A 23,497-nucleotide genomic window follows, 5' to 3' on the forward strand; every position below is an offset into this window, starting at 1 on the left:
CGAGAAAACTCTGGCCGGAGCAATTCGACCAAGCGGCGAACGCGGCGCCGATCCAGGCCACGCGTTCACCGCATCCGCGCTGACTCGGACCGGGCGGAGCGGACGACTCAGTCAAGGTTCCGTAGAGCCTCGGCCAGAAGGCCTACCGGAATCTCGACCAGAAGCTCACCCGCAGGCAGAGCGACACCGGCCTGTTCCGCTGACACGGCGTAGCCTTGCACCACGAGCGTCTGGCGGCCACTGATGTATACGGTCGGACAGGTTCCCGTGGTGCAGGCGGCAGCAATCGCGCGTAGGGGCGCCCGTAAATCATTCTCGCTGGAGACCGGCCCTGAGCTTTGCATCATTACATTACCTCGGCGTATTCAAGCGGATCGAATGTGCACCTTCGCATGGTTCCCACTCGGAACTCAGCGAACCGGACACCCTGCATGCTAGCAACGAGCAGCCTCGTTGCTTTCCTTGTCGCATAAGATCTTTTGACAGCCCGTGAATAACGCTGGATATTCACGCGACGTGAATACATGCTCGGTCTGAACTGGACCGCTCGAGGTGATACCCATGGTCAACAGCGCGCCGCGCCTGCCCACCGAGGAGCCCGCACGCCTCCGGCGGCGGCCATCGATCGTACTTCTGTTCGTCGTCTCGCTGGCCGTGAGCGGTGTCGCCGGGCTGCTGTCGCATGCGGCCGGGAACAACGTGCCCGGGGCGATTCTCACCGGCGGCGGGGCGTTTGCCGGGGCGCTCGGGCTGCTGCTGGCCGTCGCGCATTATGCCGGGGCGCCGGGGCAGGATTGAGTTTGTGGAGATCCGGCGGGCGGCGTTGCATGTCGGGGGGCTGCTCGGCCCGTTCGGGGGTGGTGTCGCCGCGCCCATGCTGCCGCAGCTGGCGCAGTCCCTGCACCTGTCGCTCGGTGCCGCCGGGTGGGCGATCACCACGTACTTCGTGCCGTTCGCGGTGGTTCAGCTCGTGTCGGGGACGCTCGGCGAGCGGTGGGGGCGGCGGCGCACGACGCGCGCCGCCTTTCTGACGTACGCCGTGGCCGGCGTGCTGTGTGCGGTTGCTCCGGGGGCCGCGCTGTTCTTCACCGGGCGGATTCTGCAAGGGGTCGCGAACGCGTTCACCACTCCCCTGCTCGTCGCCGGGCTGGCCGAGGCCGCCGGTCCGGTGCTGCTCTCCCGCACGCTCGGTGTCTTCGCCGCCAGCCAGGCCGCCGGCCAGTCGCTGGCCCCGCTGGTCGGGGCGCTTTCGCTTCCGGTCGGCTGGCGTTGGGCGTACGTCCTCCCGGCGCTCGTCGCGGCCGCGCTCGCCCTCGTCCCACCGCCCGGCGAAGCTCGGCCGAAGGCCGACGCGCCGCGCTTCCGGCCGCTGATCACCCGTCGGATGGCGGTCATCTCCGCGGCCGGCTTCGCCACCTACGCCGCGGGAGCAGGCCTGCCGTTCCTGGTCTCGCTCTACGCCGAGCGCCGCCTCGCGGTTTCCAGCACCGTCCTCGGGCTGATCCTGGTCGGTTTCGGGGTGGCCGCGATCCTGCTGGCGCCCTACTGGGGTGTGGTCAGCGGCCGCATCGGACCCCCGCTCGCCGCCGCGGCCGGGCTGGCCGGGTGCGGCGTGTTCGTGGCGCTGGTGCCGTGGACCGGCTCGGTGATCGCGCTGACCGCGACCTGGACGGTGGCCGGTGGTCTGCTGGCCCTCGCCACCGTGGCCGTGCAGAGCCTGGCCGCGACGGAGGTGCCGGGCAACCGGGGCGGCGCGGTCTCGGTCGTGTCGGCGTTCCGCTTCGCGGGCGGCGCGGTCGCGCCACTGATCTGGCTGCCGTTGTATCCGCGGGCCGACTCGTCGGCCGTGCCGGCGTTCACGTTCGCCGGCGTCGTGGCCCTGCTCGGGGCGGCGGCCGCGCTCGCCCTCCGGAGGCGCACGGCGGCCGCCGTCAACCGGTGATCCAGCCGGCGATGTCGGCGACCACCGCCGGGTCCACGTGCTGCGCCGGTTCATATCCGGCCGGGGTGGAACAGATGGTCGTCGGCGTCGTGGACGCGGAACGTGACGTCGGCGCGGCCGGCGAGCGCGGCCTGCCAGCGGGCCAGGTCGTCGGCAACCGTCACCTGGTAGTCGCGGCCGCCCTGCAGGATGAGCATCGGCCGGTCGAGCCTCGCGGCCTCGGCCGCCGGGTCGTAGGTCCGCAGGTCGAGCCAGTAGGACGGGCACACCGAACGGGAGTTCGGAAGCCGGGGTGGCGGCGGACAGCCTGGGCCTGTCCACGTTTTCCGCCTGCCTCGTGACCGCGTCGAGGATCTGCCCGGAGGCGGCGGCCGTGGCCGGGTCGAGCGATGCCAGGTAGCGCATCTGACGGACCGCGGACCACTGCAGCGGCTGCGCGCCGCCGGCCAGGACGACGAGCCCGGCGACCGCCGGTTCGGCGGCCGCGACCCGCGGGTCACTTCTTCTTCCCGGAGCGCGGCCGGGTCGGCGTACGAGGGCGGCTGCCACGGCTGCATCGGCTGCGTGGCGTCGGCGGCGGCGATCTGCAGGCTGGTCAGCCAGGTGTCGCCGGCGACCGCGGCGAGGACGGTCACCGCGCCGCGTTCGAAGGTCACCGGCACCCGTACGAGCGTCATGTCGTTCGCCCCGGCCGGCTCGCTGACCGGGGCCCCCACGTCGATGACCGCGCCGTGCCGGCTGATCTCGGACTCCCAGGCCGCCCGCAGCGCCTCGGGCGTCACCAGGGTGCGCAGGTTGGGCGCGAACATCTCCCGAATGTCGGCCCAGCGGCCGTCCCGCAGCAGGTCGAGCAGCTTCGTCGCGATCATGTCTCATCTCCGGGTAGCAGCACGGTGGCCAGGATCCGGCGTTTGCGGCCGGCTCGGGGCGGGTTGGCGGCGGCCGGCCCGAGCACGCGCATGACGTCGGCCAGCAGGGTGGCGAACTCGTCGTCGTCGAGGCACAGGGCACCCAGCCGGAAGGTCGCCCGGTCGCGGATCGGGTCGACGTCGTCGCGGGCCAGGTAGCGGTCGACGTCGTCGAGCAGACCGGCGACGAACGCCAGGAACGCCTGCCGCATGTCGTCGACGCTCATGACCGCGACCTGGTCGGCGGTGATCAGCGCGGCGGCGGCACGCAGCACGTACGTCCGCTCGACCGCGCCCCGCACCGACTCCTGGTGGACGACCTGCAGGACCCCGGCGTCGACGAGCCGGGCGACGTGCCGGTAGAGCGTGGCCGGCGGCACGTCGGTCAGTTCCGCGGCCAGCGCGCCCGTGGTGAGCGCCCGGTCGCCGAGAAACGATGACTACGCGCCGTCGTCACAGGTGCAGCGTGCCCTCGGCGACCACGAGTCCGGTGCCGCTGACCGTCACGTGGGAGCCGTCGACTGTGACCTGGATGCGGCTCGGGCGGCCGAGCCGGTGGCCCTGGGCGATGTCCAGGGTGCCGGCCGGCCGGAGGCCGCGGTGGACCAGCAGTGCGGCGAGGGGGCCGGCTGCGGTGCCGGTGGCCGGGTCCTCCGGGATGCCCATGGTGGGATTGAAGAAGCGGGCGTACGGGAGGTCGGCTTCCAGGCTGTAGAGGTAGCAGCCCTCGGCGCCGGCACCGGACAGCAGCGGGGTCAGGCGGTGGCTGTCGGGCGCGGCTCGGTCGACGGCGGCCCGGGTGCCGACCGGGACCAGGAGGTGGGCGGCACCGGTCGAGACCACCTGGGCGTCGGCGACATCGTCCGCTTCGAGCGCCAGGGCGGCGGCAAGTGCGGCGCGATTGGTGACACGGGCGCCGAACCGCGGGGGTGACTGGTCCATCGAGACGGTGGCGCCTTCTACGCGTACGGGAAGAAGGTCGTTGCCGATCTGCTGGCGGAAGTCGGTCCGGCCGGCGGGCAGCCGGCCGGACGCCGCCAGCCACAGCCAGGCCCCCAGCGCGTTGTGGCCGGCGCCGAACACTTCGGCCCCGATCGGCGTGAACGAGCGGAGCCGCCGGTCCGCGCCGGGGACGCCGGGGCGCAGCAGGAACGTGGTCTCGGACTGGTTGAACTCGCGGGCCAGTGCCGCCATCTGCGCCTCGGTGAGGTCGTCGGCGTCGGGCACGATCACGACGGGGTTGCCGGTGAGGGGCCGATCGGCGAAGACGTCGACGAAGTAGAACACCGGCGGTTTCATGACCGGGCCCAGCGGGGGTCGCGGCCGAGGTAGCGCAGCAGCCGGGCGGCCGCGTCGTCGCCGGGCCGGGCGGGCTGGGCGGCCGCGAAGGCGAAGCCGCGGAGCGGGTCGGCGATCGTGGTGGCGGCGGGCATGAGGCGCCCGGCCAGGTCGGCGGTCAGCGGGGCCGGCCGGCCGGTGGCGACGGCGATGTCCCAGGCGTGGACGGCGGCGTCGAGGGCGGCCGCGCCGACGACGATCTCGGCCGGCAGCGGGCCCAGGGGCAGCGGCGACGGTAGTTCCTTGACCTCCGGGCCGACCGCGGCGAATGCGGCCGCCGTGCTGGTCAGCGCGGACTCGAGGAAGGCGCGGGGGCCGGCGGGAGGGCCGGCGGACGGGGTGAACGGGTTTTCGGCCGGCCCGCCGTGGCCGGTGAGCGCCGCGGTGTAGGCGAGCTGGTCGCCGGCCGCGTGGCGCAGGACCTGGGCGACGTTCCACTGGTCGCACGGGGTGGGCGACGTCCATGCGCTCTCGTCGAGGCCGGCTATGACCGTACGCAGCATGTCGTGGGCCTCCTGCAGCATGACTCCCCCTCTTCGAAACGGAACGCCTTGTTCCGTTCCGCCTCCCACCCTAACGGAATACTTCGTTCCGTTCAAGGTAGGGTGGCAGCCATGGCAGGTCTGAGCGGCCGGAAGGCCGAGGCGGCGCGCAACGACGGCGTGATCCTCGACGCGGCCCGGACGGTGTTCATCCGCACCCCCGAGGCGCCGATGTCCGCGGTCGCCACCGAGGCCGGGGTCGGGGTCGGGGCGCTCTATCGGCGCTACGCGGGCAAGGAGCAGCTGCTTCAGACGCTCTGCGCCGAGGGGCTCGGGCGGTTCATCGCGGTCGCCGAGGCAGCGCTGGCCGGGACGGGCGGCCCGTGGGTCGCTTTCGCCGATTTCGTACGCGGCGTCGTCGAGTCCGACGTGCACGCCCTGACCGTGCGCCTGGCCGGCACCTTCACGCCGACCGCCGAGCTGCACGCGTTGGCCGCCCGCGCCACCGCGCTGGGCGACGAGGTCTTCCGGCGGGCCAGGGACGCCGGTGCGCTGCGCCCCGGGTTCGAGGCGACCGACGTCCCGATGCTGTTCGAGCAGATCACGGCGATCCGGCTCGGCGACCCCGCCCGCACGGCCGCGCTGCGGGGCCGCTACCTGGCGCTGCTGCTGGACGGGGTGCGCGCCGACGCCGCGACCGGCGCCCTGCCGGCCACGCCGCCGAGCCCGGCCGAACTAGCCGACCGCTGGCGGCCCACCCGCACCGCGGAGACCGGCCCGGCGACAAAAGAGCGGAGGGACTCAGCGCGAGGCAACTGAGCCGACCGGGCTCCCGCACCACCGGATCAGGGCCGCACGCAGGCCCGATTCGTCGGAGGTGGCACCGGACCACGCGGCGTACCCGTCCGGGCGTACGAGAAGAACAGCGGGAGCCGCGGCAACCGGCGTGAGCCGATCGGACCACGCGCCCACGTCGAGCGAGGGCGAGCCCAGCAGAACGAAGCGGCCGTCCCGGAGGACCTCGTAGAGGCGCCGGCCGTCGGCCAGCGTGCGGTCGGGCACCCGGGTGACCGGACCGTAGCCGATGCCGATCCCCGAGATGGTCAGCGCGCCGCGATGACGGACTCCCGGCACCGCGAGGGCGATCCGCGCCGCCGTGGTCCGCAGCCTCTGCTGCATCGCCGAGCGGACCACCGCCAGCCGCACCAGCGCACCCGAGGTGCGTAGCACCATGCGACCCACCGGCCAGCGCTCCGACTCGTAGGTGTCCAGCACCGAGGTGTGGCCGTGCACCGCCAGCGCCAGCTTCCAGCCCAGGTTGGCCGCGTCCTGGATGCCGGTGTTCATGCCCATGCCACCGGCCGGCGAGTGGCAGTGCGCGGCGTCGCCGGCCAGGAAGACCCGGCCCACCCGATAGTGGGGCGCCTGCCGCTCGTCGGAGTGGAAACGGGACATCCAGCGCGGGTCGTGCATGCCGAAGTCGGTGCCGTTCACGCGCTGGACCGTCGCCCGGATCTCGTCCAGCGAGATCGGGTCGGAGTCGGGGCGTTCGTCGCCGTTCCAGGCGAAGACGCGGTACCAGCCGTCGCCGAACGGGGCGATGAACGCGAACGCCCCGGCGGCCGCGTTGACGGTCAGGACCGAGGGCGGCGGGGTCGTGAACCGGACGTCGGCCAGCATGATCGAACGGACCACCGACCGGCCCGGGAAGGGCAGGCCGAGCGATTCGCGGACGGCGCTGTGCACGCCGTCGCTGCCGACCAGGTAGCGGGCCCGCAGCGTGCGGCCGTCGGTGAGGAACGCGGTCACGCCGTCGGCGTCCTGGGTGATCTTCGTGATCTCGGCGCCCGCGGTGACCGTGACGCCGGCGCGGGAGGCCAGCACCCGCTCGGTCTGATATTGCGGAGTGATCAGCACGTAGGGGTAGCGGGTCGGCAGTCCGGACAGGTCGAGTTGGGCCTGGCCGAACAATCGCACCCCGTCGACCCGCTGCCCGGTGGCGATGAGCGGGTCGGCGACGCCTCGGGCGTCGAGTTCCTCCAACGTACGGGCGTGGACCGCGAACGCCCGCGTCGCGTTCGCCGTGTCGGTGCGGCGTTCCAGCAGCAGGTAGCGGATGCCGGCCCGCGCGAGGTCGCCCGCGAGGGTGAGGCCGGTCGGGCCGGCTCCGACGATCAGTACGTCGGTGTCCATGTCGATCTCCTTTGCCAACGGTTGTAGGCCAACACCTGTTGACGCTAGGCCGGGCGGCCCGTTGACGTCAACGTGTGTTGGCCTACAGTTGTTGACATGGCACAAGATCCATCGGTGAAAAGGTCGGATCGGACCAAGGCGGCGATCCTCGTCGCCGCGCGGGAGCGCTTCGCGGCCGACGGGTACGCGAAGGCCACCATCCGCGCGATCGCCGCCCAGGCCGACATCGACCCGTCGATGGTCATGCGCTACTTCGGGTCCAAGGAGAAGCTGCTGGCCGCGGCGGCCTCCTTCGAGCTGGAACTGCCCGACCTGACCGCGATCCGGCCCGATTCCTGGGGAGATGTGCTCGCCCGCCACCTGGTCGCCCGGTGGGAACGCAACGACACCCTGGTCGCGCTCCTGCGGGTGGCGGCCACCCAGGACTTCGCCGCCGAACGGATGCGCACGCTCTTCGCGGGCCAGGTCGCGCCGCTGGTCGCCCGCATCGAGCCGGACGAGAAGACCGCGGCGACCCGGGCCGGGCTCCTGGCGACCCAGATGCTGGGCCTCGCCCTGACCCGCTACGTGCTGGAGTTACCGCCGGTGGTGGCATTGACGACGGACGAACTGGCGGCCTGGCTCTCGCCGGTGCTCCAGCACTACCTGACCGGTATGGTTCCCGGGTCAGACAGCAAGGAGTGACGATGAGCGCCGAGACGCCGGCCATCCCGGCCGAGGTCGAGGAAGAGGGCAACAAGATCGCCACCGAGCGACTTGTCTTCTTCTCCGACGCCGTGATCGCCATCGCGATCACCCTCCTGGCGCTGGAGCTGCCCATCCCCGAGGGGAGGTCGACGACCGAGTCGTGGATCAGCTTCCGGGGCCACTTCGACGACTACCTGGCGTTCCTGATCAGCTTCGTCGTCATCGCCAACGCCTGGTTCGGCCACCACTGGCTCTACCGCTACGTCCGGCGGGTGCACCGCCGGGTGGCCGGGCTCAACATGATCTGGCTGCTCACCATCATCGTGACCCCGTTCGCCACCCGGGTCCTGGTCGGCGACGACACCGCGTTCCCGATGGCGTTCACGCTCTACGCCGGCATCCAGGCGACCTCACAGCTCACCTTCGTCGCCATCATCCTGACCATCCGCCACGACCACCTCGTCGCGGCCGAGGTGCCGCCCGGCACCTTCAACCGCGGCATCACCCGGTCGCTGTCGATGGCGATCGTCTTCCTGATCTCCATCCCGATCGCCTACCGCAGCCACTGGGCGTTCGCCCTGTGGGCCGCCAACGGCTACATCGGCCGCCTGATCGCGTACTCGCTCACTCGCCGAAAGCCGCGCTACGACCAGGCCGAGCGGTCGAAGCCGGCCGCCTCGTAGATGGCGTCGATGACCGCCATGTTGTCGATCGAGTCCTGACCCTCGGTCGGCAGCGCGGTGCCGCTCGCCAGCCCGTCCAGCACCGCGGCCAGCTGGTGATCGTAGGTGGTGCGCCCCGCCACCGTCGTCACGTAGGGCACGCCGCCGAGTTCGACGCGGATGCTGTGCCCGGCCGACGGAAAGACGATGTTGTCGACGGTCAGCGTGCCGGCGTCGCCGATCAGGACCAGGTCCGACTTCAGGGTCACGCCCTCGACCATGCTGGCCGAGACCACCGCGGTCACGTCGCCCCCGAACACCAGCTCGGCCCGCATCGAGATGTCGGCGCCGGACGGGTTGCGGTCGGCGGATGCCGAGGTCACGGCCGGCATGCCCGGGAACAGCGACCGCACCCAGTGCACCGGGTAGCACCCGAGGTCCATCAGGGCTCCGCCGCCCAGGTGCGGCTCGTGCCGCAGGGTGCCTTCGACGTACGGGTTGGAGCCGTCGAAGACCGCCGAAGCGCTCTGGACCCGGCCGATGATCCCGCCGGCCACCGCCTCGCGGATCCACACGCTCAGCGGGTGGTAGTGGTCGTGGAACGCCTCGATCACCCGCTTGCCGGTGGCCCGCGCCGCGGCGATCACCCGCCGGGCCTCGGCCGCGTTCATGGTGAACGGCTTCTCGCAGAGAACGTCCTTGTCCGCTTGGAGGGCCGCGATCGTCCATTCGGCGTGCATCGAGGGCGGCAGCGCGTTGTAGATCAGGTCGAGTTCCGGGTCGGCCAGCAGCTCCTCGTACGAGTCGTAGGCGCGCGGAATGCGGTGCCGGGACGCGTACTCCTCGGAAGCGGAACGTGAGGCAACCGCCGCGACCACGACGTCGTCGCGACGCCGCACCGGCAGGAGGACGGCGGCGCCGGCGATGCCGGCCCCGCCGAGGAGGCCGATCCTGGTGGTCATTTTGAGCCCTTCGGTGGGTCGAGCCACAGCGACGGCGACGGTACCAAGGCTTCCAGCTCGCCCCAGAGCGATGCCGGAATCTTCAGCCTCGCCAGCTCGAGGGTCTCCGCCACGCGGGCCGGCGAGGAGATACCGACGACGGTGGAGTCGACGAACGGGGCCTTGAGCGAGAACTGCAGGGCCGCGGCGGCCAGCGGCACCCCGGCATGGGCGCACGCGTTGCGCATCTTGACCGCCGCGGCGGCGATGCGGTCGTCGCGCTCGCCGTACGCGTACTTCTGCTGGGTCTCCGGGCCCTTGACCAGCATGCCGCCGCCGTACGGCGCGGCGTTGAGCACCCCGATCCCGTTCTGGTGGGCGGTAGTGAAAAGGTCGGTGGCCGACCGGTCGAGCAGCGTGTAGCGGTTGTGGGTCAGCACGACCTCGAAGACACCCGTGTCGAGGTACTGCTGCATCAGCCCGACCGGGCCGCCCGCCACCCCGAGATGCTCCGCGAGCCCTTCCGCTCGAAGCGCGGCCAGCGTCTCGACCGGCCCGCCGGGCGCCATCGCGTCGGCGAAGGTGATCCGCTCGGGGTCGTGCAGATGCAGCAGCTGGATCTTCGAGACGCCCAGCCGCTCGAGGCTCTCCTCGAGCGACTTCCGCACGCGCGCACCCGAGAAGTCGCCGGTACCGGGATCCGGGTCGACCTTCGTCGCCAGCACTCCCCCGCGGGGCAGCCCGCCCCGCCCGCGCAGCGCCAGCCCGATCCGCTTCTCGGACGAGCCGTCGGTGCCGTAGCCGTTCGAGGTGTCGATGAAGTTGATCGTGCCGCTGTCCAGCACCGCGTTGACCGTGTCGACCGCGCGCTGCTCGCCCACCGCATAGCCGTAGAGGCCGGGCATGCTGCCCAGCGGGCTGGTGCCGACGCAGAGCGGGGAGACGTCCAGATCGGTGCGGCCGAGAGAGGTCATGACCCCAGCCTGACATCCGCCGGGGCGGCAGCGGTGAAGATCTCACGGGCGGCGTGGTAGGCCGACATGATCCGGCTGAGCACGGCGTCGGTCGCCGGGTCGGCCTGGCACAGCGAAGAGTGGTCGCGCCGCCACGCGACCATCCGGCTCGCGGCCCGGTGGAAGGTCAGCCGAGGGGCGAATCCGGGCACGAACGTACGGATCTTGGTGGTGTCGAAGACCGCGCTGTGGCCGATGTCGCCGACCGTCTCCCCCGACCAGAACCAGTCCGGCGCGACCAGCGGGAACATCTCCGAGGCGACGTGCACGAGCCGCGCCTCGACGCCGAGCGCGCCGGCCACGATGCGGTAGATCTGATCCCACGTATAGACGTCGGAACCGGTGATGTTGAAGGTCTCGCCGATCGCCCGCGGATTGCCGAGCAGGCCGACCAGGCCCTGGGCGAAGTCCTCGGCGTGGGTGAGGGTCCAGAGCGAGGTGCCGTCGCCGTGCACCGGGATCTCCTCGCCGCGGAGCATCCGGTCGATGACGGTCCAGCCGCCGGGCAGCGGCGGGTTGGCGTCGTCGTACGTGTGCGAGGGCCGCACGATGGTCGCCGGTGTATTTCTCAGCGCCTCCTCGGCCTCCCATTTCGCCGTCGCGTAGGGCAGCGGCGCATTGGGGCCGGTCGGTGTCGACTCGACGATCGGGACCTGCCGCACCGGCTTGGCATAGATCGAGCCGGAGCTGATGTGCACGTACTGTCCCGTGCGGGGACCGAAGAAAGCGAACTTCCGGCGGGCGTCGGCCGCGTCGAAGGAGAGGAAGTTGACGACGGCGTCGAATTCGCGGTCCTGCAAAGCAGCCTCTAGCTGCGCCTGGTCGGCGACGTCGGCGACCAGAGATTCCACCTCGGCGGGCAGCTCACGGCCGCTTTCATTACGGCCCCGATTGAGTACGGTCGTGGCCATGCCGGTCGCGGCCGTCAGGCGTACGCAGGACGCGCTGATCGTGCCCGTGCCGCCGAGGTAGAGCACGCGCAGCGGCGCGGAGTCTTCGTGGAGCATGGAGTTTCCCCTCAGAGCTTTCCGGCGTACCAGTCTTCGAAACCGTTCTCGGTCAACGAGATCAGCACGTCCTCGGGCCGTATCCCCAGCGGTTCCAGGCGCTCGACCACGGCCTGGAAGAACGCCTTCTTGGTCGCCACCGGATACATGTGGACCGCGACGACCCGGATCACCAGCAGGTTCCGGCGATCGACGCCGTTGTAGCCGGGATCGAACTTGAGCTCGCCGGCGTCGCGCGGCGAGAAGATCTGGAACCGGTCGTCGGCCGGGATGCCCAGGGCCGCGATCTGCGCGTCGTGGATGGCGTTGCCGATCGCCTCGTGGTGCTTGTCGAACGTGTCCCGGGCCAGGTCGACCTGAATGAGCGGCACGATGCCACCTTCCTGTTACTTGATCGCGCCGGCCGAGAGGCCGCGCTCGAAGAGGCGCTGCAGGCTGAGGTAGGCGACGATCTCGGGGATCGCCGTGATGACCGCCGACGCCAGGATCTTGGTCTGGTCGTTGCTGAACTCGCCGACGAAGAACTGCGGGACGAGCGTGATCGTCTGGAGTTCCGGCGACTGCAGGAAGACCAGCGGCATCAGGTAGTCGTTCCAGGAGGCCACCAGGGTGAAGATGAGCACCGCGGCGGCGATCGGCCGGGTCAGCGGGATGACCAGGTGGACGAACCCGCGGTACGAGTTGGCCCCGTCGACCCGGGCCGCCTCGAACAGTTCGTCCGGCAGGCTGTTGATGAAGTTGCGGGTCAGCAGCACCGCGAACGGCACCTGGAGCGCGGCCAGCGGCAGGATGACCGCCCAGTACGTGTCGTAGAGGCCGAGCTTGGTGTCGGTCGCGAACAGCGGGGCCAGCAGCACCACCTCGGGCAGCGTGAGGCAGGCCAGCAGCAGCCAGAAGTAGACCTCACGGAACCGGATGTGCAGCTTGGCGAAGCCGAACGCCGCCATCATCGTGACCACGTAGACCAGCGCGATGACGACCGCCGACACGATGATGCTGTTGACGAAGAACCGCCCGAAGCCGGGCACCTGCAGCACCGCGACGAAGTTGTGCGCACCCTCGCCGGCGAACGCACCCTTGACCATCACGATCAGTGGGAACAGGTACGGGATGATCAGGATGGTGGCGCCCAGTTGCAGCAGCGCCTTTCCCCACCGTGTGCGGATCTCGAACATCAGCGGCCCTTCCGTTCCCGGCCCGCTAGTTGGAGCAGCAGCGCCATGACCAGCGCGACCACGAGCAGGATGATCGACAGCGCGGCGCCGTAGCCGACGTGGCTCAGCGGGATCGTCATGCGGTAGATGTAGGTGCCGAGGAACTCGGTGGCGTAGTTCGGGCCGCCGATCGTCACCAGGTAGGGCACGTCGAAGGTCTTGAGCGCGCCGATCGCGCCGAGCATGGCCAGCGCGACCGTGGTGCCCCGCAGCTCCGGCCAGATGATGCTGACCAGGGTGCGGAAGTTGCCGGCCCCGTCCATCCGGGCCGCCTCGAGCACCGGCGGGTCGATCTGGGTCATCGCCGCGTAGTAGAGGACGAACGTGACGCCGGTCCACTCCCAGATCGTGATGAACATGATCACCGGGAGCGCGGTGCTGGTCTGCCCGATCCACGGCTGGGCGAGGCCGCCCAGCCCGATGTGGTGGAGCACCGCGTTGAGCTCACCGTCCGGGGCGAACATGTGCCGGAAGACCGGGGCCATGATTGCCGGGGCCAGCACCACCGGCACGAACACGATCACCTTGTAGACCGCGGCCAGCCGCAGCTTCGCGTGCAGGATCACCGCGAACACCAGGCCGAGGATCGTCTGGATCACGAACGTGACCACGAAGAAGATCACCGTGTGCCGGACCGCTTCCCAGAAGATGGGGTCGTGGAAGATCCGCGTGTAGTTGTGGGCTCCGACGCTCTCCGGGCCGGGGCTGATGCCGTCCCAGTTGAGCGTCGAGATGTACCCGGTGTACCCGATGCCGTAGTAGATCAGCCCGACGGTGAGGACCAGTGCCGGGAGGATCCAGGGCAGACCCGGGGGCCGGCGAGGGCCCTTCCGGGCCGTGGCGCGGGAAGCCCGCGCCGGCACCCGGGTCAGCGTCGTCGTCATTTGAAGGTCACTCCCGCCGCCTCCGCGGCCTGCTGAAGCGTCTTGGTCGCGTCGTCCGGGCTGGCCTTGCCGGTCGCCACGCTCGTTGCTGCCGCAAGGATGGCGTCCTGGACGTCCGAGCTGAGCAGCGCCTCACGGGGCTCGGTGATCGTGCCCGCCTTGGTGATCAGCTGCTGCACCGGGTCCTTCTGGGTGGCCGCGTCGACCAGCGAGATCTGGTCGAAGTTCGGCGTCACGCCCTGCAGCGAGGGCAGGTCGTTGAGCTGGTCCGCGATCGCCTGCTGGCCCTCTTTGGAGGTGGCCATCCACTTCACGAACGTCTCCGCCGCCGCCTTGGCCTGCGTCTTGGTCGAGATGGCGAGGCCGAAGTCGGCGTCGCCGTACATCTCGCTGGTGTTGCCGGCACCCGCCACGTCGGGGAAGGCGATCGGGATGATCGGGAACGGCTTGGCACCGCTGACCCCGGCCGCCGAGAGCGCCGCGGTCATCGCCTTGTCGGTGGCGTACTGGGTGTACCAGGTGCCCATCATGACCATGCCGTACTTGCCGGTCAGGAAGTCGTTGTTGGCGTCCGGGTACTGCTGGTAGCCGACCGCGCCGGACTGCATGATGCCGCTGTCGAACAACTGCTTCCAGATCGAGAACGTCTTCACGATGGCCGGGTCGGTCCACTTGGCCTCACCCTGCGAGACCTTGGTCCACAGGCCGGGCTGCACCGAGTTGGCAATCGACTGGAGCGTGTCCTGGTCGAAGCCCTCCTGGGCCGCGCCCTGCACGAAGCAGCCGACCTTGTTCTGCTTGAGCACCGAGCAGACGTGCTGCCACTCGGTGAGGTTGGCCGGCGGCTGCAGGTTGTACTTCTTGAAGATGTCGCCGTTGATCCAGAGCATGCCGGCGTAGACCGAGCCGACCGACATCGCGGTGAGCTTGCCGTCGGCGCTCAGGCCGCTGATCCCGATCGGGGCGATCTTGGTCTTCCAGTCGGCGCCCAGGGCGGACGAAGCGAGCTGGGTCTGGTCCTCGGCGAACGACTTGAACTGGGTGACGTACGCGCCGGGCTGCATGTCGAAGATGTCCGGGCCCTTGCCCGAGGCGAGCGCCGGGCGCAGCGCGGCGACCCAGTCCGAGATGTTGACCAGCTTGTAGTTGACCTTGATGTTCGGATACTGCTTGTTGAACGCGGCGATGTACCCGTTGGCGGTCGCCGTGTCGGTCGGCGTCCAGCCCCACCAGTTGACGGTGCCGGAAGTCGCGCTCGACGCGTCCTTCTTGCTGCTGGATCCTCCCCCGCAGGCGGCGAGGCCGGTGACGGCCAGGGTGGCGGCCGCGACGGCGGCGAGCGACTTCAACGGCTTCAGGCGGAACAACATGGAACCCTCTCCACTCTCGAGGGAAACAAACAGGGAGGTATTTCGCGCTATTTCGGGCGCGGCGAGATGAGGACCGACCGCTTTGAGCGGGGGCCCGGGGTCGATGAGGTCGCGTGGTGTGCGGCGTGCACGCGTGCACGCGCCGCCGACGATCGCCGATCGGGACAGCGCCGCCGTCCGATGCCGGAGCGACCAGCCCTGCCTTCTTCGACGACCGCCGAAGCGGCCGGTGAAACCTGTGCCGACGACACTAGGACTCGCGTAACTTGCGCGTCAAGGTTTCGTGATTGCGAAGAAATATTTCGCTAGACGGGCTTGGCGCTGCTGCCCCGCACGACCAGCGTCGTGTCGAGATCGATGCGGCTGAACGCCAGCTCGGGCTCGTCGTTGAGCCGCATTACCAGGTGCACGGCCTGCTCGGCCATGGCGACCAGGGGAACGTGCACGGTGGTCAGCGGCGGGCCGGCCCACTGGGCGATGCGCAGGTCGTCATAGCCGACCACGGACAGGTCGCCGGGGATGGTCAGGCCGAACGAGCGGGCCGCCTCGTAGACCCCCAGCGCATAGAGGTCGCTGGAAGCGAAGATCGCGGTCGGCCGGTCGGGCAGCGCGAGCAGGGTCCGGCCCTGCTCGAGGCCGTCGGCGTGGTGGAAGCGGCCCGGGCGGATCAGCGCCGGGTCATTGCCCAGGCCGGCCGACTCGAGCGCGGCCCGGTAGCCGGAGAGGCGCGCGGTCGAGGCCAGCATGTCGGTCGGGCCGGTGATGATGCCGATGCGGGTGTGGCCGAGGTCGATCAGATGACGGGTCGCCTGGTAGCCGCCGTTCCAGTCGGCCGAGCCGATCGAGGGCACGTCGGGCGCCGGGGTGCCGGCCGGGTCGATCACGACCAGTGGGATATTGCGCGAGCGCAGCCGCTGCTTGTCCTCGGCCGAGAGGCGGCAGGCGATCAGCACCACCCCGACCGGCTGACGGCGCAGCACGTCGTCGACCCAGTGCGGGTAGGGCGTGCTGCGCTCGGTCGCCCCGGTCAGCACCATGCCGAGGCGCCGCTGCCGGGCCGACTGCTCGATGCTGGCCAGCACCTCGCTGCCGAACGGGCTGTCGACCTCGTAGCAGAGCACGTCGAGAAGGGGCGCGACCTGGCGCTTCGGGTTGCGCTGCTGGTAGCGCTTGTCCTGCAGGAGTGCCTCGATGCGCGCCCGCGTCTCGTCCGAGACGCCGGCCCGGCCGTTGAGCACCTTGGAGACGGTCGACACCGAGACGTCGGCCTGGGAGGCGACCTCGGACAAGGTCGCGCGGGAGCGGGAGGCGTCCTCGGTGGGCATGCGCATCACCCTATCTGTGCTACCGCGGGCGTCCGGTCCCTGTTGACCGCCCCGCGCGGGCAGACCTATGCTGCCGTTTCTTACGACACTTTCGCAATTGAGAGCGAAAAGTTTCTCTCCGAGAGCGTGCGAGGATGACGCCATGGCTGACATGCAGCATCGGATCGGCGAGATCACGCTGACCGCGGTCGGACCCGACCGGCGACCGCTCACCGACCGAGTGATCACCGTTGCCCAGCAGCGGCACGACTTCGCGTTCGGCAACATCGGCTTCGACTTCGTCGGGGCCGCCGGTGTCTTCGGTGGCGCCTCGAGCGGCCGGCGGGACGAACTCGCGGAAGCCTGGCTCGGCCTGTTCAACACCGCGACACTCCCCTTCTACTGGGGTGATTACGAACGGGAACGCGGCAAACCGGACGAGGCACGTCTCAAGGCGGCGGCGAAGTGGTTCGCCGCGCAGGGCGTGACCGTCAAGGGCCACCCGCTGCTCTGGCACACGGTGCAACCGGACTGGCTGCTCGGCCTGGAACTCGACGAGGTGGAACGCCTGATCCGCGAGCGCATCCGCGACCTGGTCACCGGGTTCGCCGGCACGATCGACCTCTGGGACGCGATCAACGAAGCCGTGATCATGCCGGTGTTCGCCAACGGCGACAACGCGATCACGCCCCTGGCCTGGGACCGCGGCCGCATCGAGATGGTCCGGATGGCGTTCGAGGAGGCCCGCGAGGCCAACCCGGCGGCCACGCTTGTGCTCAACGACTTCGACCTGAGCTCGGCCTACGAGTGCCTGATCGAGGGCGTGCTCGAAGCCGGCATCCAGATCGACGCGATCGGCTTGCAGACCCACATGCACCAGGGCTACCGCGGCGAGGAATACATGCAGAAGATGCTCGACCGCTTCGCCCGCTACGGACTGCCGCTGCACATGACCGAGACCACGCTGCTCTCCGGCCACCTCATGCCGGCCGAGATCACGGACCTCAACGACTACCAGATCCCGTCCTGGCCGTCGACGCCCGAGGGCGAGGAGCGGCAGGCGTCGGAGATGGTGCGGCACTACCGGTCGCTGGTCGGCCACCCCGCGGTCCAATCGATCAACTACTGGGGCCTAACCGACGACGGTGCATGGCTGGGCGCCCCGGTCGGCTTCCTGCGAGCCGATGGCTCGCGCAAGCCGTCGTACGCGGCGTTGAGCAACCTGATCAAAGGCGAATGGTGGCTGCCACCGACCGAGATGCGGACCGGTTCCGCGGGCACGGTCACCGTACTCGGCTTCTTCGGCGACTACGTGGCCGACGGCGAGCCGTTCACCGTCCGCCGCGGCCAGACCGAGGCGACGGTCACGCTCCCGGCCTGACTCCTGCGGTCACGCTGCCGGGCCCGCTTCTGCGGTCACGCTCCTGGGCTCACTTTGCGGTCACGCTCCGGGCCCGCTTCTGTGGTCACGCTCCTGGGCTCACTTTGCGGTCACGCTCCGCGCCCGCTTCTGCGGTCACGCTCCTGGGCTGACTTCGGTCCCGGCCCAGCTCGCGATGAGGTTGAGCGCGTCCTGGTCGGGCGAGCCCGGCTCGGCGCTGTAGGCGTTGAGCCGCAACCCGCGGTCGGCGGTCAGCTCGAGCGACTCGTAGGCCAGGGCGAGGTCGCCGACCAGCGGGTGGTGCAGGCGCTTCAGCCCGGCGACGTGCTCGAGCACATTGTGCGCGGCCCACCAGGTGCGGAATCGGTTGCTCCGGGTGGAAAGCTCACCGACCAGGTCGGTGAGCTGCCGATCGTACGGGTTGCGGCCGGCCTCGCTCCGAAGCAGCGCGACGGCCTCCTCCGCGATGCGTTCCCACTCGACGTAGAAATCCTGGGACGCCGGGTCGAGAAAGAGGAAGCGGGCCAGGTTGGGGCGCCCGGTCGCGCCCTCCCACAGCGGGGCGAACACCGCCCGGCCGAGGTGGTTGGCGGCGAGCACGTCGAGCCGGCCGTTGCGCACATAGGACGGTGAGCCGGTCATCGCGTCGAGCAGTTGCTGCACGCGGGGACGGAGTTGCGCGGTGCTGCCCTTGCGCGGGCGCCGGCCGCGATTGGCCTGGCGGGCCAGGTCGTGCAGGTGGTCACGCTCGGCGTCGTCGAGCCGCAGGGCCCGGGCCAGCGACTCGAGGACGCTGTCGGAGACCCCGGAGAGGTTGCCGCGCTCGAGCCGGATGTAGTAGTCGACGCTGACCCCGGCCAGCATCGCCGCCTCCTCACGGCGCAGCCCCGGCACGCGGCGACTGCCCCCGAACGCCGGCAGCCCGGCCTGCTCCGGCGTGATCCGGGCCCGGCGGGTGGTCAGGAAGTCCCGGATCTCGCTGCGGTGGTCCATGGTCCCGACGCTACGTCGGCCCGCCGCCGCACCGGGAGGGCCTGCCGTTACCTCCCGACGGCGCGATGTCACTCCAGATGCCGCCGAACGCGGTGACGTGCTCCCCCAGTACGCCGACATGACACCGCTAGCCCGGCGTGGGTGGATGCCGGCGCAGCGTGAGCAGCGCCCACTGGTTGGAGAACCGGACGACGAGGAAGAGCAGCGCACCCGCGATGAGCAGGACGCCGAGGCAGAGCAGCACCGTCACGAGGGCGAGCACGACCGTCAAAATAACGACCCCGCGCCAGTCTTGTGAAAGTTATCTTGCAGTGATATGGTCCCTACATTACGACGTAGCCTGATGGCATGACATCCGATCAGTACGGCCCCTCCCCCGCCCCGGCCGGCATTCTGGTCATCCACGGCGGCGCCGGCCTCGATGACCACGCCCGCGCGCAGGCACGGCGGTGGGCCACGCTCGGCTACGCGGTGCACGCCTGCGACATGTACGGCGACGGGGTGGCCGGCGACCGTACACGCGTCATGGCCGAGCTCACCGCCCTGCGCGACGACCCCGGCCGGCTGACCCGGCGCGCCGAGGCCGGCCTGGCCGTGTTGCGCTCCCACGCCGGGCCGCATGCCCCGCTGGCCGCCGTGGGCTACTGCTTCGGCGGTCTGGCCGCCCTCACGCTGGCTCGCCAGGGTTCGCCGATCGCCGCCGCCGTGAGCATCCACGGCACCCTGAGCACCGTGGCGCCCGCCCAGCCCGGCGCCGTCTCCGCCCGCCTGCTGGTGTGCCACGGCGCTTCCGACCCTCATGTCCCGTTCACGCAGGTGAGTGACTTCTCGGAGGAGATGGAGACGGCCGGAGCGGACTGGCAGCTCATCATGTACGGCGGTGCGCAACACGGATTCACCCACACCAGCGCCCGGCCCGGGGCCACGCCGGGGGTGGCGTACGACGAAGTGGCCGACCAACGCTCCTTCTCGGCGGCGGCCTCGTTCCTCGCCGACACGTTCACCTAGGATCGGATGCTCAAGACGGGTGCGTGTCGGCCGATGATTCACACTGTCAGGTCGCATCAGCCGACGAGCCGGAGTAGCGCATGTCGAGCGGTTTCGACGCAGCACTTGCCGGGGGCGCCCCGCCCCCGCAGCTCCTCCGGCTGGCCCGGGAACGGCTCGCGGTGTCCGACCCCGAGGGCGCCCGCGAACTGGCCACCGCCGCGGCCGACGATCCGGGCGCGCGCGCCGAAGCCCTCTCGATCATCGCAATGTGCCGGCGCCTCCGCGACGAATACCCCGGCGCGCTGGCCGCCGCCCAGGAGGCCGCCGAACTCGCCCGGGCCGGCGCCGACCCGGCGACCGAAGGGCGCGCCCGCAGCGAGGTGGCCCGGGTACTGCTGTCCACCGGTGAGACATCCGAGGCGCTGGAAGAGAGCACGGCCGCGTTGACCCTGGCCGAAGCGAGCGGTGACCTGGAGGCGGTCATCCCGGTGCTGGCCACCGTGGCCAACGTCTACCTGGTGATGCAGCAGTTCGACCTGGTCGTCCAACTGTGCGAGCGCGGCGCCGAGATGGCCCGGCTGGTCGGCGACGAACTGGCCCAGGGCGTCATGCTCGACACCGGGGCGTGCGCGGTGACCGCGCTGGCCTGGGCCGCCCGCGCGAACGGCGACGAAGAGGCCGCCCTCGCGATCGCCATGGACGCCGCCGAACGATCCCGGGCCGCGATGCTCATCGGCCGCCGGCTCGGGCACCGGCGCAACGAGGCCGCCGCGGTGGCCAACCTGGCCGAGGAACTCGCCTTCGCCGGGCGCGCCGACGAGGGCCTGCGACTGCTCGACTCGTGGGAACTCGACCCGGCGCTGGACTCCACCTACACGATCACCCACCACCTCGACACCCGCGGCCAGATCCATCTCGCGCTCGCCCGCTACGACGAGGCGGTCGCGGTGTTCGCGCGGGCGCTGGAACTGGCCGAAAGCAAAAGCGCGGCGCTGACTGCGGCCGAGCACCTGGCCGAGGCGTACGAAAAAAGCGGCGACCTGGGCGCCGCGCTGGCCGCCCACAAAAGGTTCCACCAGCTCTACTGCCAGGTAGCGTCGGAGAGGGCGCAGCGCAACGCCCGGGTGGCGGCCGTGCGCATGGAGACCGAGCTGGCCAAGGCAACCGCCGAGCAGGAACGCCTGCGCGCGGACGGCCTGCTGCGGATCAGCCTCGAAGACCCGCTGACCGGCCTGGCCAACCGCCGCCGCCTCGACGACGAGCTGACCGCCGGAAAGGACGGGCACGCGATCGCCCTGATCGACGTGGACCACTTCAAACGGGTCAACGACCAGCACTCGCACCAGATCGGCGACGAGGTACTGCGCGAACTGGCGGCGCTGCTACGCGCGGGCTGCCGCAACGGCGACATCGCGGCCCGCTACGGCGGCGAGGAGTTCGCGGTGCTGTTCCGCTCGGCGGACGACGCCGAAGCCGTCGAGGCGGCGGAACGAATCCGGCGCATGGTCGAAAACCACCCATGGGACACGATCGCGGCAGGCTTGCGGGTCACGGTGAGCATCGGCGTGGCCTCGGGGGCCGACCTGCTCGCGCTGGCCGACTTGCGGCTCTACCAGGCCAAGAACGCGGGCCGCAACCGCGTGATAGGCCTCCCCTCACTCGAAGTGGCCGCCTGACCTGAGCAGGCGGCGGCGCCACACGCGGTGGAAGATGGACCGTCAGAAATATGTCCTCGGCCGCCCTTGCGGTCAGACGGCCTCGGTGAATCGTGAGCCGTCTACGCCATAGATGCTCCGCGGACAACACACTCTGAAGCGATCGAGAATTGTCGGCCTGACGCCTCGCCGGCTGATGACAACGGTAGTCATTGAAATGCTTCCGGCGACCACCGCGCGGAAGATGCCAACGAAATACTGATTTGGGCTTAACCAACTCCGGCAGACCGCGGGGCAGGCGGAACCCGGGGCTTTGGCCGGGAGGGCTGCCCGGGTCGCGCCGAGGTATTCGGATCCGGGCTTGCGGCGCGGTCGATTTGCGGCGAGCTGGCCTCGCTCGCCGCGCAGGCCTCCGACTCCGGCGTGCGAGCGGGCTCGACCTTCGGCCGGCATGCGGCAGAATATTCGTCGACCGACCGGCGCCGGGAGCAGACTCCGCTTTGTCTACCGCCACTCCGCAAGCACCCCTTGCCGAGATGACCACGTCCGCCGGCACTTCCCCCGGGCTCGCCGCGGACTTGACCTCTTCTGCAGGCAGCGTGACCCCTCCCTCCAGCGGCAGGGGCTTGTCAGTTCTCGGGACGTCAACGGGCGCCGCGGGATGAGCCGATTGCACTGCCGGCGCGGTCGGGACCGCCTCGGCGGGTGGGCGTTCGCTCGTTTCGGTGATGGGTGAGGCCGAGTGGCGGTGCACCAGGAAACCATTTTGCGTTACGAGTTCGCCGCTGCGCAGGCGGCGTTCGCGCTCGGCATGACGCCGTTTCAGACCGAACTCGCGACGCCGTTCGTGATCCCGGCGGAATGCCTCGGCTTCGGGTGAATAGTTGCGGCGTCTGGTGCGGTCACGCATTGTGGCGACTTGCGTCCCGGTGAACAACTGCAACTGCCGCATGCCTTATTATCCCGAGCAATTGTCTCCGGCCGTAAGCACTCGATCATGCCAATTCCGGATGCCGGCCATATTTTAACCTCGCGCCTTCAGTAAGGGTGAGCGGTGGCGAGGTCGGGAACGCGAAAGTGCCTCCTGATCTGGAATGAGCGTGCTGCGCCAGCAACCGGATCTGTTCGCGCAGGTGGCCTCGGACGCGACGGCGTGGCGGGTCCTGGCCACGATCGACGAGCCAGGGTTGGCCCGGTTGCGGGCTGCTCGCGCTGCCGCCCCGGAAGCTGGCGTGGTTGCAGTTGGCCGAGACCCGTGACCGGGTGCCGGCCACGACCGTGCTCGGCAGGGTACTGCCGGGCTTCGTCCTGGACATCGACGCGACGATCGTGCTCTGTCACTCGGAGAAGGAATCGGCGGCGGCGACCTGGAAACACACGTTCGGGTTCCACCCATTGCTGTGCTTCCTGGACGGCACCGCTGAAGCCCTGGCCGGGCTCCTGCGTGCCGGTAACGCCGGATCGAACACCGCCGCCGACCACAGCACCGTGCTCGACCAAGCCCCGCAGCAGATCCCTGAACCACACCGTTACGGCAATCCGATCCTTATCCGTAGTGACTCGGCGGGCAGCAGCCACGCGTTCCTCGCCCACATCCGCGGGCTGCGGGAACAGGGCCTGGACACGCAGTTCTCCGTCGGCGTCGCGATCGGTGCGCCGGTGCGGGCCGCGATCACCGGCGCCACCGACTGGGTTGCTGCTCTCAACGGTGACGGCAGCCTGCGGGACGGGGCAGAACTTGCCGAGCTGACCGACCTCGTCGATCCGTGCTGCTGGCCGATTTCCCGGCCGGCACCCGGCTGATCTGCCGTCGGGAACGGCCGCACCCGGGGTGCACAGCGGTCCTTGTTCGACACCATCAACGGCCGGCGGCACCAGGTCTTCGCCACCGACACACCGGTCGCCGGCAACCCGATTCAATTTCTGGAGGTCCGCCACCGTACCCACGCCCGGGTCGAGGACCGCATCCGGACCCAGCACCTGCTCCTGGACGGTGCTCCGGGCGATACCCCATACCCACCACCAGAACGGCCGCCGCCACCTCGCCCGACCACCACACCGAGCCATCAAGCGGGCTTAATGAAAGACGGAGGTTAAGTGGCCAGGTGGTCGTCTATGGCTTGCGCCAGTCGGGCGGCTGCTTCGCGGACGGTGCGGGCGTAGCCGATGAACAGGCGGTTGGCCAGGGGGACGGCCCAGGCCGAGCGGCCGGCGATGTTGTAGACGCGGTAGGTCACGGCGGTGTGGGCGGCCGACTCGGTTGCGGTGATTTCGCCTCGGTACCACCAGTGGCCCTGGAAGCCTACGAGGCCGGGGCGGTGATCTATGTCGACGTAGGCGCGGCCCCTCTCGCCCAGCATCGGGCCCAGGACCCACTCGCTGTCGATCAGCGGCTGGACCTGGGCGAGTGTGGCGCGGACCGGGGCGGACGCCTCGAACAGGAGTTTCATCGCGGCGTCCGGCGGGTGTTCTGGAGGGCGGTGGGCATGCTGCGTGCGCTCCCTGCTGGTGGGTGCGGGAGGCGTTAGGCCCG

24 protein-coding genes and 2 pseudogenes are annotated in these 23,497 nt (G+C 70.3%); 10 read left to right on the forward strand and 16 right to left on the reverse strand.

Features of this window, described 5'->3' with window-relative positions:
• Nucleotides 1-561 precede the first annotated feature (561 nt).
• Together ACIA5C_RS32525 and ACIA5C_RS32530 are read left to right on the forward strand one after the other, a co-directional pair.
• Entirely contained in the window at nucleotides 562-798 is a 237-nt protein-coding gene (locus ACIA5C_RS32525; RefSeq protein WP_396061807.1) for a hypothetical protein, read from the forward strand.
• A gap of 4 nt (nucleotides 799-802) precedes the next feature.
• A complete protein-coding gene (locus ACIA5C_RS32530) occupies nucleotides 803-1,942 on the forward strand; it encodes an MFS transporter (protein WP_396061809.1) in 1,140 nt (379 codons plus the stop codon).
• Nucleotides 1,943-1,992: 50 nt separating this feature from the next.
• Here the strand turns inward: ACIA5C_RS32530 and ACIA5C_RS32535 are convergent, their stop codons facing one another.
• The 4 genes and pseudogenes from ACIA5C_RS32535 to ACIA5C_RS32550 all read right to left on the reverse strand — a co-directional run bounded on the left by ACIA5C_RS32535 (nucleotide 1,993) and on the right by ACIA5C_RS32550 (nucleotide 4,712).
• Nucleotides 1,993-2,811 (reverse strand): hypothetical protein, encoded by an 819-nt coding sequence (locus ACIA5C_RS32535; RefSeq protein WP_396061811.1) that lies wholly within the window; start codon nucleotides 2,809-2,811, stop codon nucleotides 1,993-1,995.
• Nucleotides 2,808-3,269, reverse strand: a pseudogene (locus tag ACIA5C_RS32540) (helix-turn-helix domain-containing protein); the annotation flags it as partial. The gene ACIA5C_RS32535 and the pseudogene ACIA5C_RS32540, both read right to left, overlap by 4 nt.
• Nucleotides 3,270-3,303: 34 nt before the next feature.
• Nucleotides 3,304-4,149, reverse strand: coding sequence for a PhzF family phenazine biosynthesis protein (locus ACIA5C_RS32545; protein ID WP_396061813.1), 846 nt, complete (start codon nucleotides 4,147-4,149; stop codon nucleotides 3,304-3,306).
• Nucleotides 4,146-4,712 carry a TIGR03086 family metal-binding protein gene (locus tag ACIA5C_RS32550; protein ID WP_396061815.1) on the reverse strand — a complete coding sequence of 189 codons (567 nt, stop codon included), beginning with the start codon at nucleotides 4,710-4,712 and terminating at the stop codon, nucleotides 4,146-4,148. The genes ACIA5C_RS32545 and ACIA5C_RS32550 overlap by 4 nt, the downstream gene beginning before the upstream one ends.
• A gap of 90 nt (nucleotides 4,713-4,802) precedes the next feature.
• Here ACIA5C_RS32550 and ACIA5C_RS32555 point away from each other — a divergent pair, with 90 nt between their 5' ends.
• On the forward strand, nucleotides 4,803-5,489 hold the full coding sequence (locus ACIA5C_RS32555) for a TetR/AcrR family transcriptional regulator (protein WP_396061817.1): 687 nt from the start codon (nucleotides 4,803-4,805) through the stop codon (nucleotides 5,487-5,489).
• Here ACIA5C_RS32555 and ACIA5C_RS32560 read toward each other — a convergent pair.
• Complete coding sequence (locus tag ACIA5C_RS32560; RefSeq protein ID WP_396061819.1) at nucleotides 5,472-6,863, reverse strand: FAD-dependent monooxygenase; 1,392 nt, start codon at nucleotides 6,861-6,863, stop codon at nucleotides 5,472-5,474. The two genes, ACIA5C_RS32555 and ACIA5C_RS32560, sit on opposite strands and share 18 nt — an antisense overlap.
• A gap of 114 nt (nucleotides 6,864-6,977) precedes the next feature.
• Here ACIA5C_RS32560 and ACIA5C_RS32565 point away from each other — a divergent pair, with 114 nt between their 5' ends.
• Together ACIA5C_RS32565 and ACIA5C_RS32570 are read left to right on the forward strand one after the other, a co-directional pair.
• Nucleotides 6,978-7,547: a TetR family transcriptional regulator gene (locus tag ACIA5C_RS32565; RefSeq protein WP_396061821.1), complete on the forward strand. Its 570-nt coding sequence runs from the start codon at nucleotides 6,978-6,980 to the stop codon at nucleotides 7,545-7,547.
• A 2-nt stretch (nucleotides 7,548-7,549) separates the two neighbouring features.
• On the forward strand, nucleotides 7,550-8,233 hold the full coding sequence (locus ACIA5C_RS32570; RefSeq protein ID WP_396061823.1) for a TMEM175 family protein: 684 nt from the start codon (nucleotides 7,550-7,552) through the stop codon (nucleotides 8,231-8,233).
• Here the strand turns inward: ACIA5C_RS32570 and ACIA5C_RS32575 are convergent.
• The 8 genes from ACIA5C_RS32575 to ACIA5C_RS32610 form a co-directional block, all read right to left on the reverse strand.
• Nucleotides 8,194-9,174: a Gfo/Idh/MocA family protein gene (locus ACIA5C_RS32575; protein ID WP_396061825.1), complete on the reverse strand. Its 981-nt coding sequence runs from the start codon at nucleotides 9,172-9,174 to the stop codon at nucleotides 8,194-8,196. The genes ACIA5C_RS32570 and ACIA5C_RS32575 overlap by 40 nt on opposite strands.
• Nucleotides 9,171-10,127 (reverse strand): aldo/keto reductase, encoded by a 957-nt coding sequence (locus ACIA5C_RS32580; protein WP_396061827.1) that lies wholly within the window; start codon nucleotides 10,125-10,127, stop codon nucleotides 9,171-9,173. Before ACIA5C_RS32580 ends, ACIA5C_RS32575 begins: the two co-directional genes overlap by 4 nt.
• Nucleotides 10,124-11,173 carry an NAD-dependent epimerase/dehydratase family protein gene (locus ACIA5C_RS32585; RefSeq protein ID WP_396061829.1) on the reverse strand — a complete coding sequence of 350 codons (1,050 nt, stop codon included), beginning with the start codon at nucleotides 11,171-11,173 and terminating at the stop codon, nucleotides 10,124-10,126. Before ACIA5C_RS32585 ends, ACIA5C_RS32580 begins: the two co-directional genes overlap by 4 nt.
• 11 nt (nucleotides 11,174-11,184) lie before the next feature.
• The gene (locus ACIA5C_RS32590) at nucleotides 11,185-11,544 is read right to left on the reverse strand and encodes a tautomerase family protein (protein WP_396061831.1); all 360 of its coding nucleotides are present in this window, start codon (nucleotides 11,542-11,544) and stop codon (nucleotides 11,185-11,187) included.
• Nucleotides 11,545-11,559: 15 nt separating this feature from the next.
• Nucleotides 11,560-12,348 (reverse strand): carbohydrate ABC transporter permease, encoded by a 789-nt coding sequence (locus tag ACIA5C_RS32595; protein WP_396061833.1) that lies wholly within the window; start codon nucleotides 12,346-12,348, stop codon nucleotides 11,560-11,562.
• Nucleotides 12,348-13,271: a carbohydrate ABC transporter permease gene (locus ACIA5C_RS32600; protein ID WP_396061835.1), complete on the reverse strand. Its 924-nt coding sequence runs from the start codon at nucleotides 13,269-13,271 to the stop codon at nucleotides 12,348-12,350. The genes ACIA5C_RS32595 and ACIA5C_RS32600 overlap by 1 nt, the downstream gene beginning before the upstream one ends.
• Entirely contained in the window at nucleotides 13,268-14,641 is a 1,374-nt protein-coding gene (locus ACIA5C_RS32605; protein ID WP_396061837.1) for an extracellular solute-binding protein, read from the reverse strand. Before ACIA5C_RS32605 ends, ACIA5C_RS32600 begins: the two co-directional genes overlap by 4 nt.
• Nucleotides 14,642-14,946: 305 nt before the next feature.
• The gene (locus ACIA5C_RS32610) at nucleotides 14,947-15,966 is read right to left on the reverse strand and encodes a LacI family DNA-binding transcriptional regulator (RefSeq protein ID WP_396061839.1); all 1,020 of its coding nucleotides are present in this window, start codon (nucleotides 15,964-15,966) and stop codon (nucleotides 14,947-14,949) included.
• A 142-nt stretch (nucleotides 15,967-16,108) separates the two neighbouring features.
• Here ACIA5C_RS32610 and ACIA5C_RS32615 point away from each other — a divergent pair, with 142 nt between their 5' ends.
• The gene (locus ACIA5C_RS32615) at nucleotides 16,109-17,326 is read left to right on the forward strand and encodes an endo-1,4-beta-xylanase (protein WP_396061841.1); all 1,218 of its coding nucleotides are present in this window, start codon (nucleotides 16,109-16,111) and stop codon (nucleotides 17,324-17,326) included.
• 135 nt (nucleotides 17,327-17,461) lie between these two features.
• Here the strand turns inward: ACIA5C_RS32615 and ACIA5C_RS32620 are convergent, their stop codons facing one another.
• Both ACIA5C_RS32620 and ACIA5C_RS32625 read right to left on the reverse strand, forming a co-directional pair.
• Nucleotides 17,462-18,319: a helix-turn-helix transcriptional regulator gene (locus ACIA5C_RS32620; protein WP_396061843.1), complete on the reverse strand. Its 858-nt coding sequence runs from the start codon at nucleotides 18,317-18,319 to the stop codon at nucleotides 17,462-17,464.
• A 127-nt stretch (nucleotides 18,320-18,446) separates the two neighbouring features.
• A complete protein-coding gene (locus ACIA5C_RS32625) occupies nucleotides 18,447-18,581 on the reverse strand; it encodes a hypothetical protein (protein ID WP_396061845.1) in 135 nt (44 codons plus the stop codon).
• Nucleotides 18,582-18,667: 86 nt separating this feature from the next.
• Here ACIA5C_RS32625 and ACIA5C_RS32630 point away from each other — a divergent pair, with 86 nt between their 5' ends.
• The 4 genes and pseudogenes from ACIA5C_RS32630 to ACIA5C_RS32645 all read left to right on the forward strand — a co-directional run.
• Nucleotides 18,668-19,327: a dienelactone hydrolase family protein gene (locus tag ACIA5C_RS32630; RefSeq protein ID WP_396061847.1), complete on the forward strand. Its 660-nt coding sequence runs from the start codon at nucleotides 18,668-18,670 to the stop codon at nucleotides 19,325-19,327.
• Between the two features lie 80 nt (nucleotides 19,328-19,407).
• Complete coding sequence (locus ACIA5C_RS32635) at nucleotides 19,408-20,985, forward strand: diguanylate cyclase (RefSeq protein WP_396061850.1); 1,578 nt, start codon at nucleotides 19,408-19,410, stop codon at nucleotides 20,983-20,985.
• A 721-nt stretch (nucleotides 20,986-21,706) separates the two neighbouring features.
• Nucleotides 21,707-21,844, forward strand: a complete 138-nt coding sequence (locus tag ACIA5C_RS32640; protein ID WP_396061852.1) for a hypothetical protein — start codon at nucleotides 21,707-21,709, stop codon at nucleotides 21,842-21,844.
• 214 nt (nucleotides 21,845-22,058) lie between these two features.
• Nucleotides 22,059-22,935 (forward strand): annotated as a pseudogene (locus ACIA5C_RS32645) (transposase); the annotation flags it as partial.
• 122 nt (nucleotides 22,936-23,057) lie between these two features.
• Here ACIA5C_RS32645 and ACIA5C_RS32650 read toward each other — a convergent pair.
• Nucleotides 23,058-23,414 (reverse strand): hypothetical protein, encoded by a 357-nt coding sequence (locus ACIA5C_RS32650; protein ID WP_396061854.1) that lies wholly within the window; start codon nucleotides 23,412-23,414, stop codon nucleotides 23,058-23,060.
• Between the last annotated feature and the right edge of the window lie 83 nt (nucleotides 23,415-23,497).

This window comes from Actinoplanes sp. NPDC051343, assembly GCF_044455125.1.
GTDB lineage: Bacteria > Actinomycetota > Actinomycetes > Mycobacteriales > Micromonosporaceae > Actinoplanes.

What these genes read in the sequence shown, in the direction of transcription:
- ACIA5C_RS32525 (WP_396061807.1), top strand. Translation starts at nt 562, where the DNA reads ATGGTCAACAGCGCGCCGCGCCTGCCCACCGAGGAGCCCGCACGCCTC.
- ACIA5C_RS32535 (WP_396061811.1), bottom strand. Translation starts at nt 2,811, where the DNA reads ATGATCGCGACGAAGCTGCTCGACCTGCTGCGGGACGGCCGCTGGGCC.
- ACIA5C_RS32545 (WP_396061813.1), bottom strand. Translation starts at nt 4,149, where the DNA reads ATGAAACCGCCGGTGTTCTACTTCGTCGACGTCTTCGCCGATCGGCCC.
- ACIA5C_RS32550 (WP_396061815.1), bottom strand. Translation starts at nt 4,712, where the DNA reads ATGCTGCAGGAGGCCCACGACATGCTGCGTACGGTCATAGCCGGCCTC.
- ACIA5C_RS32555 (WP_396061817.1), top strand. Translation starts at nt 4,803, where the DNA reads ATGGCAGGTCTGAGCGGCCGGAAGGCCGAGGCGGCGCGCAACGACGGC.
- ACIA5C_RS32560 (WP_396061819.1), bottom strand. Translation starts at nt 6,863, where the DNA reads ATGGACACCGACGTACTGATCGTCGGAGCCGGCCCGACCGGCCTCACC.
- ACIA5C_RS32570 (WP_396061823.1), top strand. Translation starts at nt 7,550, where the DNA reads ATGAGCGCCGAGACGCCGGCCATCCCGGCCGAGGTCGAGGAAGAGGGC.
- ACIA5C_RS32575 (WP_396061825.1), bottom strand. Translation starts at nt 9,174, where the DNA reads ATGACCACCAGGATCGGCCTCCTCGGCGGGGCCGGCATCGCCGGCGCC.
- ACIA5C_RS32580 (WP_396061827.1), bottom strand. Translation starts at nt 10,127, where the DNA reads ATGACCTCTCTCGGCCGCACCGATCTGGACGTCTCCCCGCTCTGCGTC.
- ACIA5C_RS32585 (WP_396061829.1), bottom strand. Translation starts at nt 11,173, where the DNA reads ATGCTCCACGAAGACTCCGCGCCGCTGCGCGTGCTCTACCTCGGCGGC.
- ACIA5C_RS32595 (WP_396061833.1), bottom strand. Translation starts at nt 12,348, where the DNA reads ATGTTCGAGATCCGCACACGGTGGGGAAAGGCGCTGCTGCAACTGGGC.
- ACIA5C_RS32600 (WP_396061835.1), bottom strand. Translation starts at nt 13,271, where the DNA reads ATGACGACGACGCTGACCCGGGTGCCGGCGCGGGCTTCCCGCGCCACG.
- ACIA5C_RS32605 (WP_396061837.1), bottom strand. Translation starts at nt 14,641, where the DNA reads ATGTTGTTCCGCCTGAAGCCGTTGAAGTCGCTCGCCGCCGTCGCGGCC.
- ACIA5C_RS32610 (WP_396061839.1), bottom strand. Translation starts at nt 15,966, where the DNA reads ATGCCCACCGAGGACGCCTCCCGCTCCCGCGCGACCTTGTCCGAGGTC.
- ACIA5C_RS32615 (WP_396061841.1), top strand. Translation starts at nt 16,109, where the DNA reads ATGGCTGACATGCAGCATCGGATCGGCGAGATCACGCTGACCGCGGTC.
- ACIA5C_RS32620 (WP_396061843.1), bottom strand. Translation starts at nt 18,319, where the DNA reads ATGGACCACCGCAGCGAGATCCGGGACTTCCTGACCACCCGCCGGGCC.
- ACIA5C_RS32630 (WP_396061847.1), top strand. Translation starts at nt 18,668, where the DNA reads ATGACATCCGATCAGTACGGCCCCTCCCCCGCCCCGGCCGGCATTCTG.
- ACIA5C_RS32635 (WP_396061850.1), top strand. Translation starts at nt 19,408, where the DNA reads ATGTCGAGCGGTTTCGACGCAGCACTTGCCGGGGGCGCCCCGCCCCCG.
- ACIA5C_RS32650 (WP_396061854.1), bottom strand. Translation starts at nt 23,414, where the DNA reads ATGAAACTCCTGTTCGAGGCGTCCGCCCCGGTCCGCGCCACACTCGCC.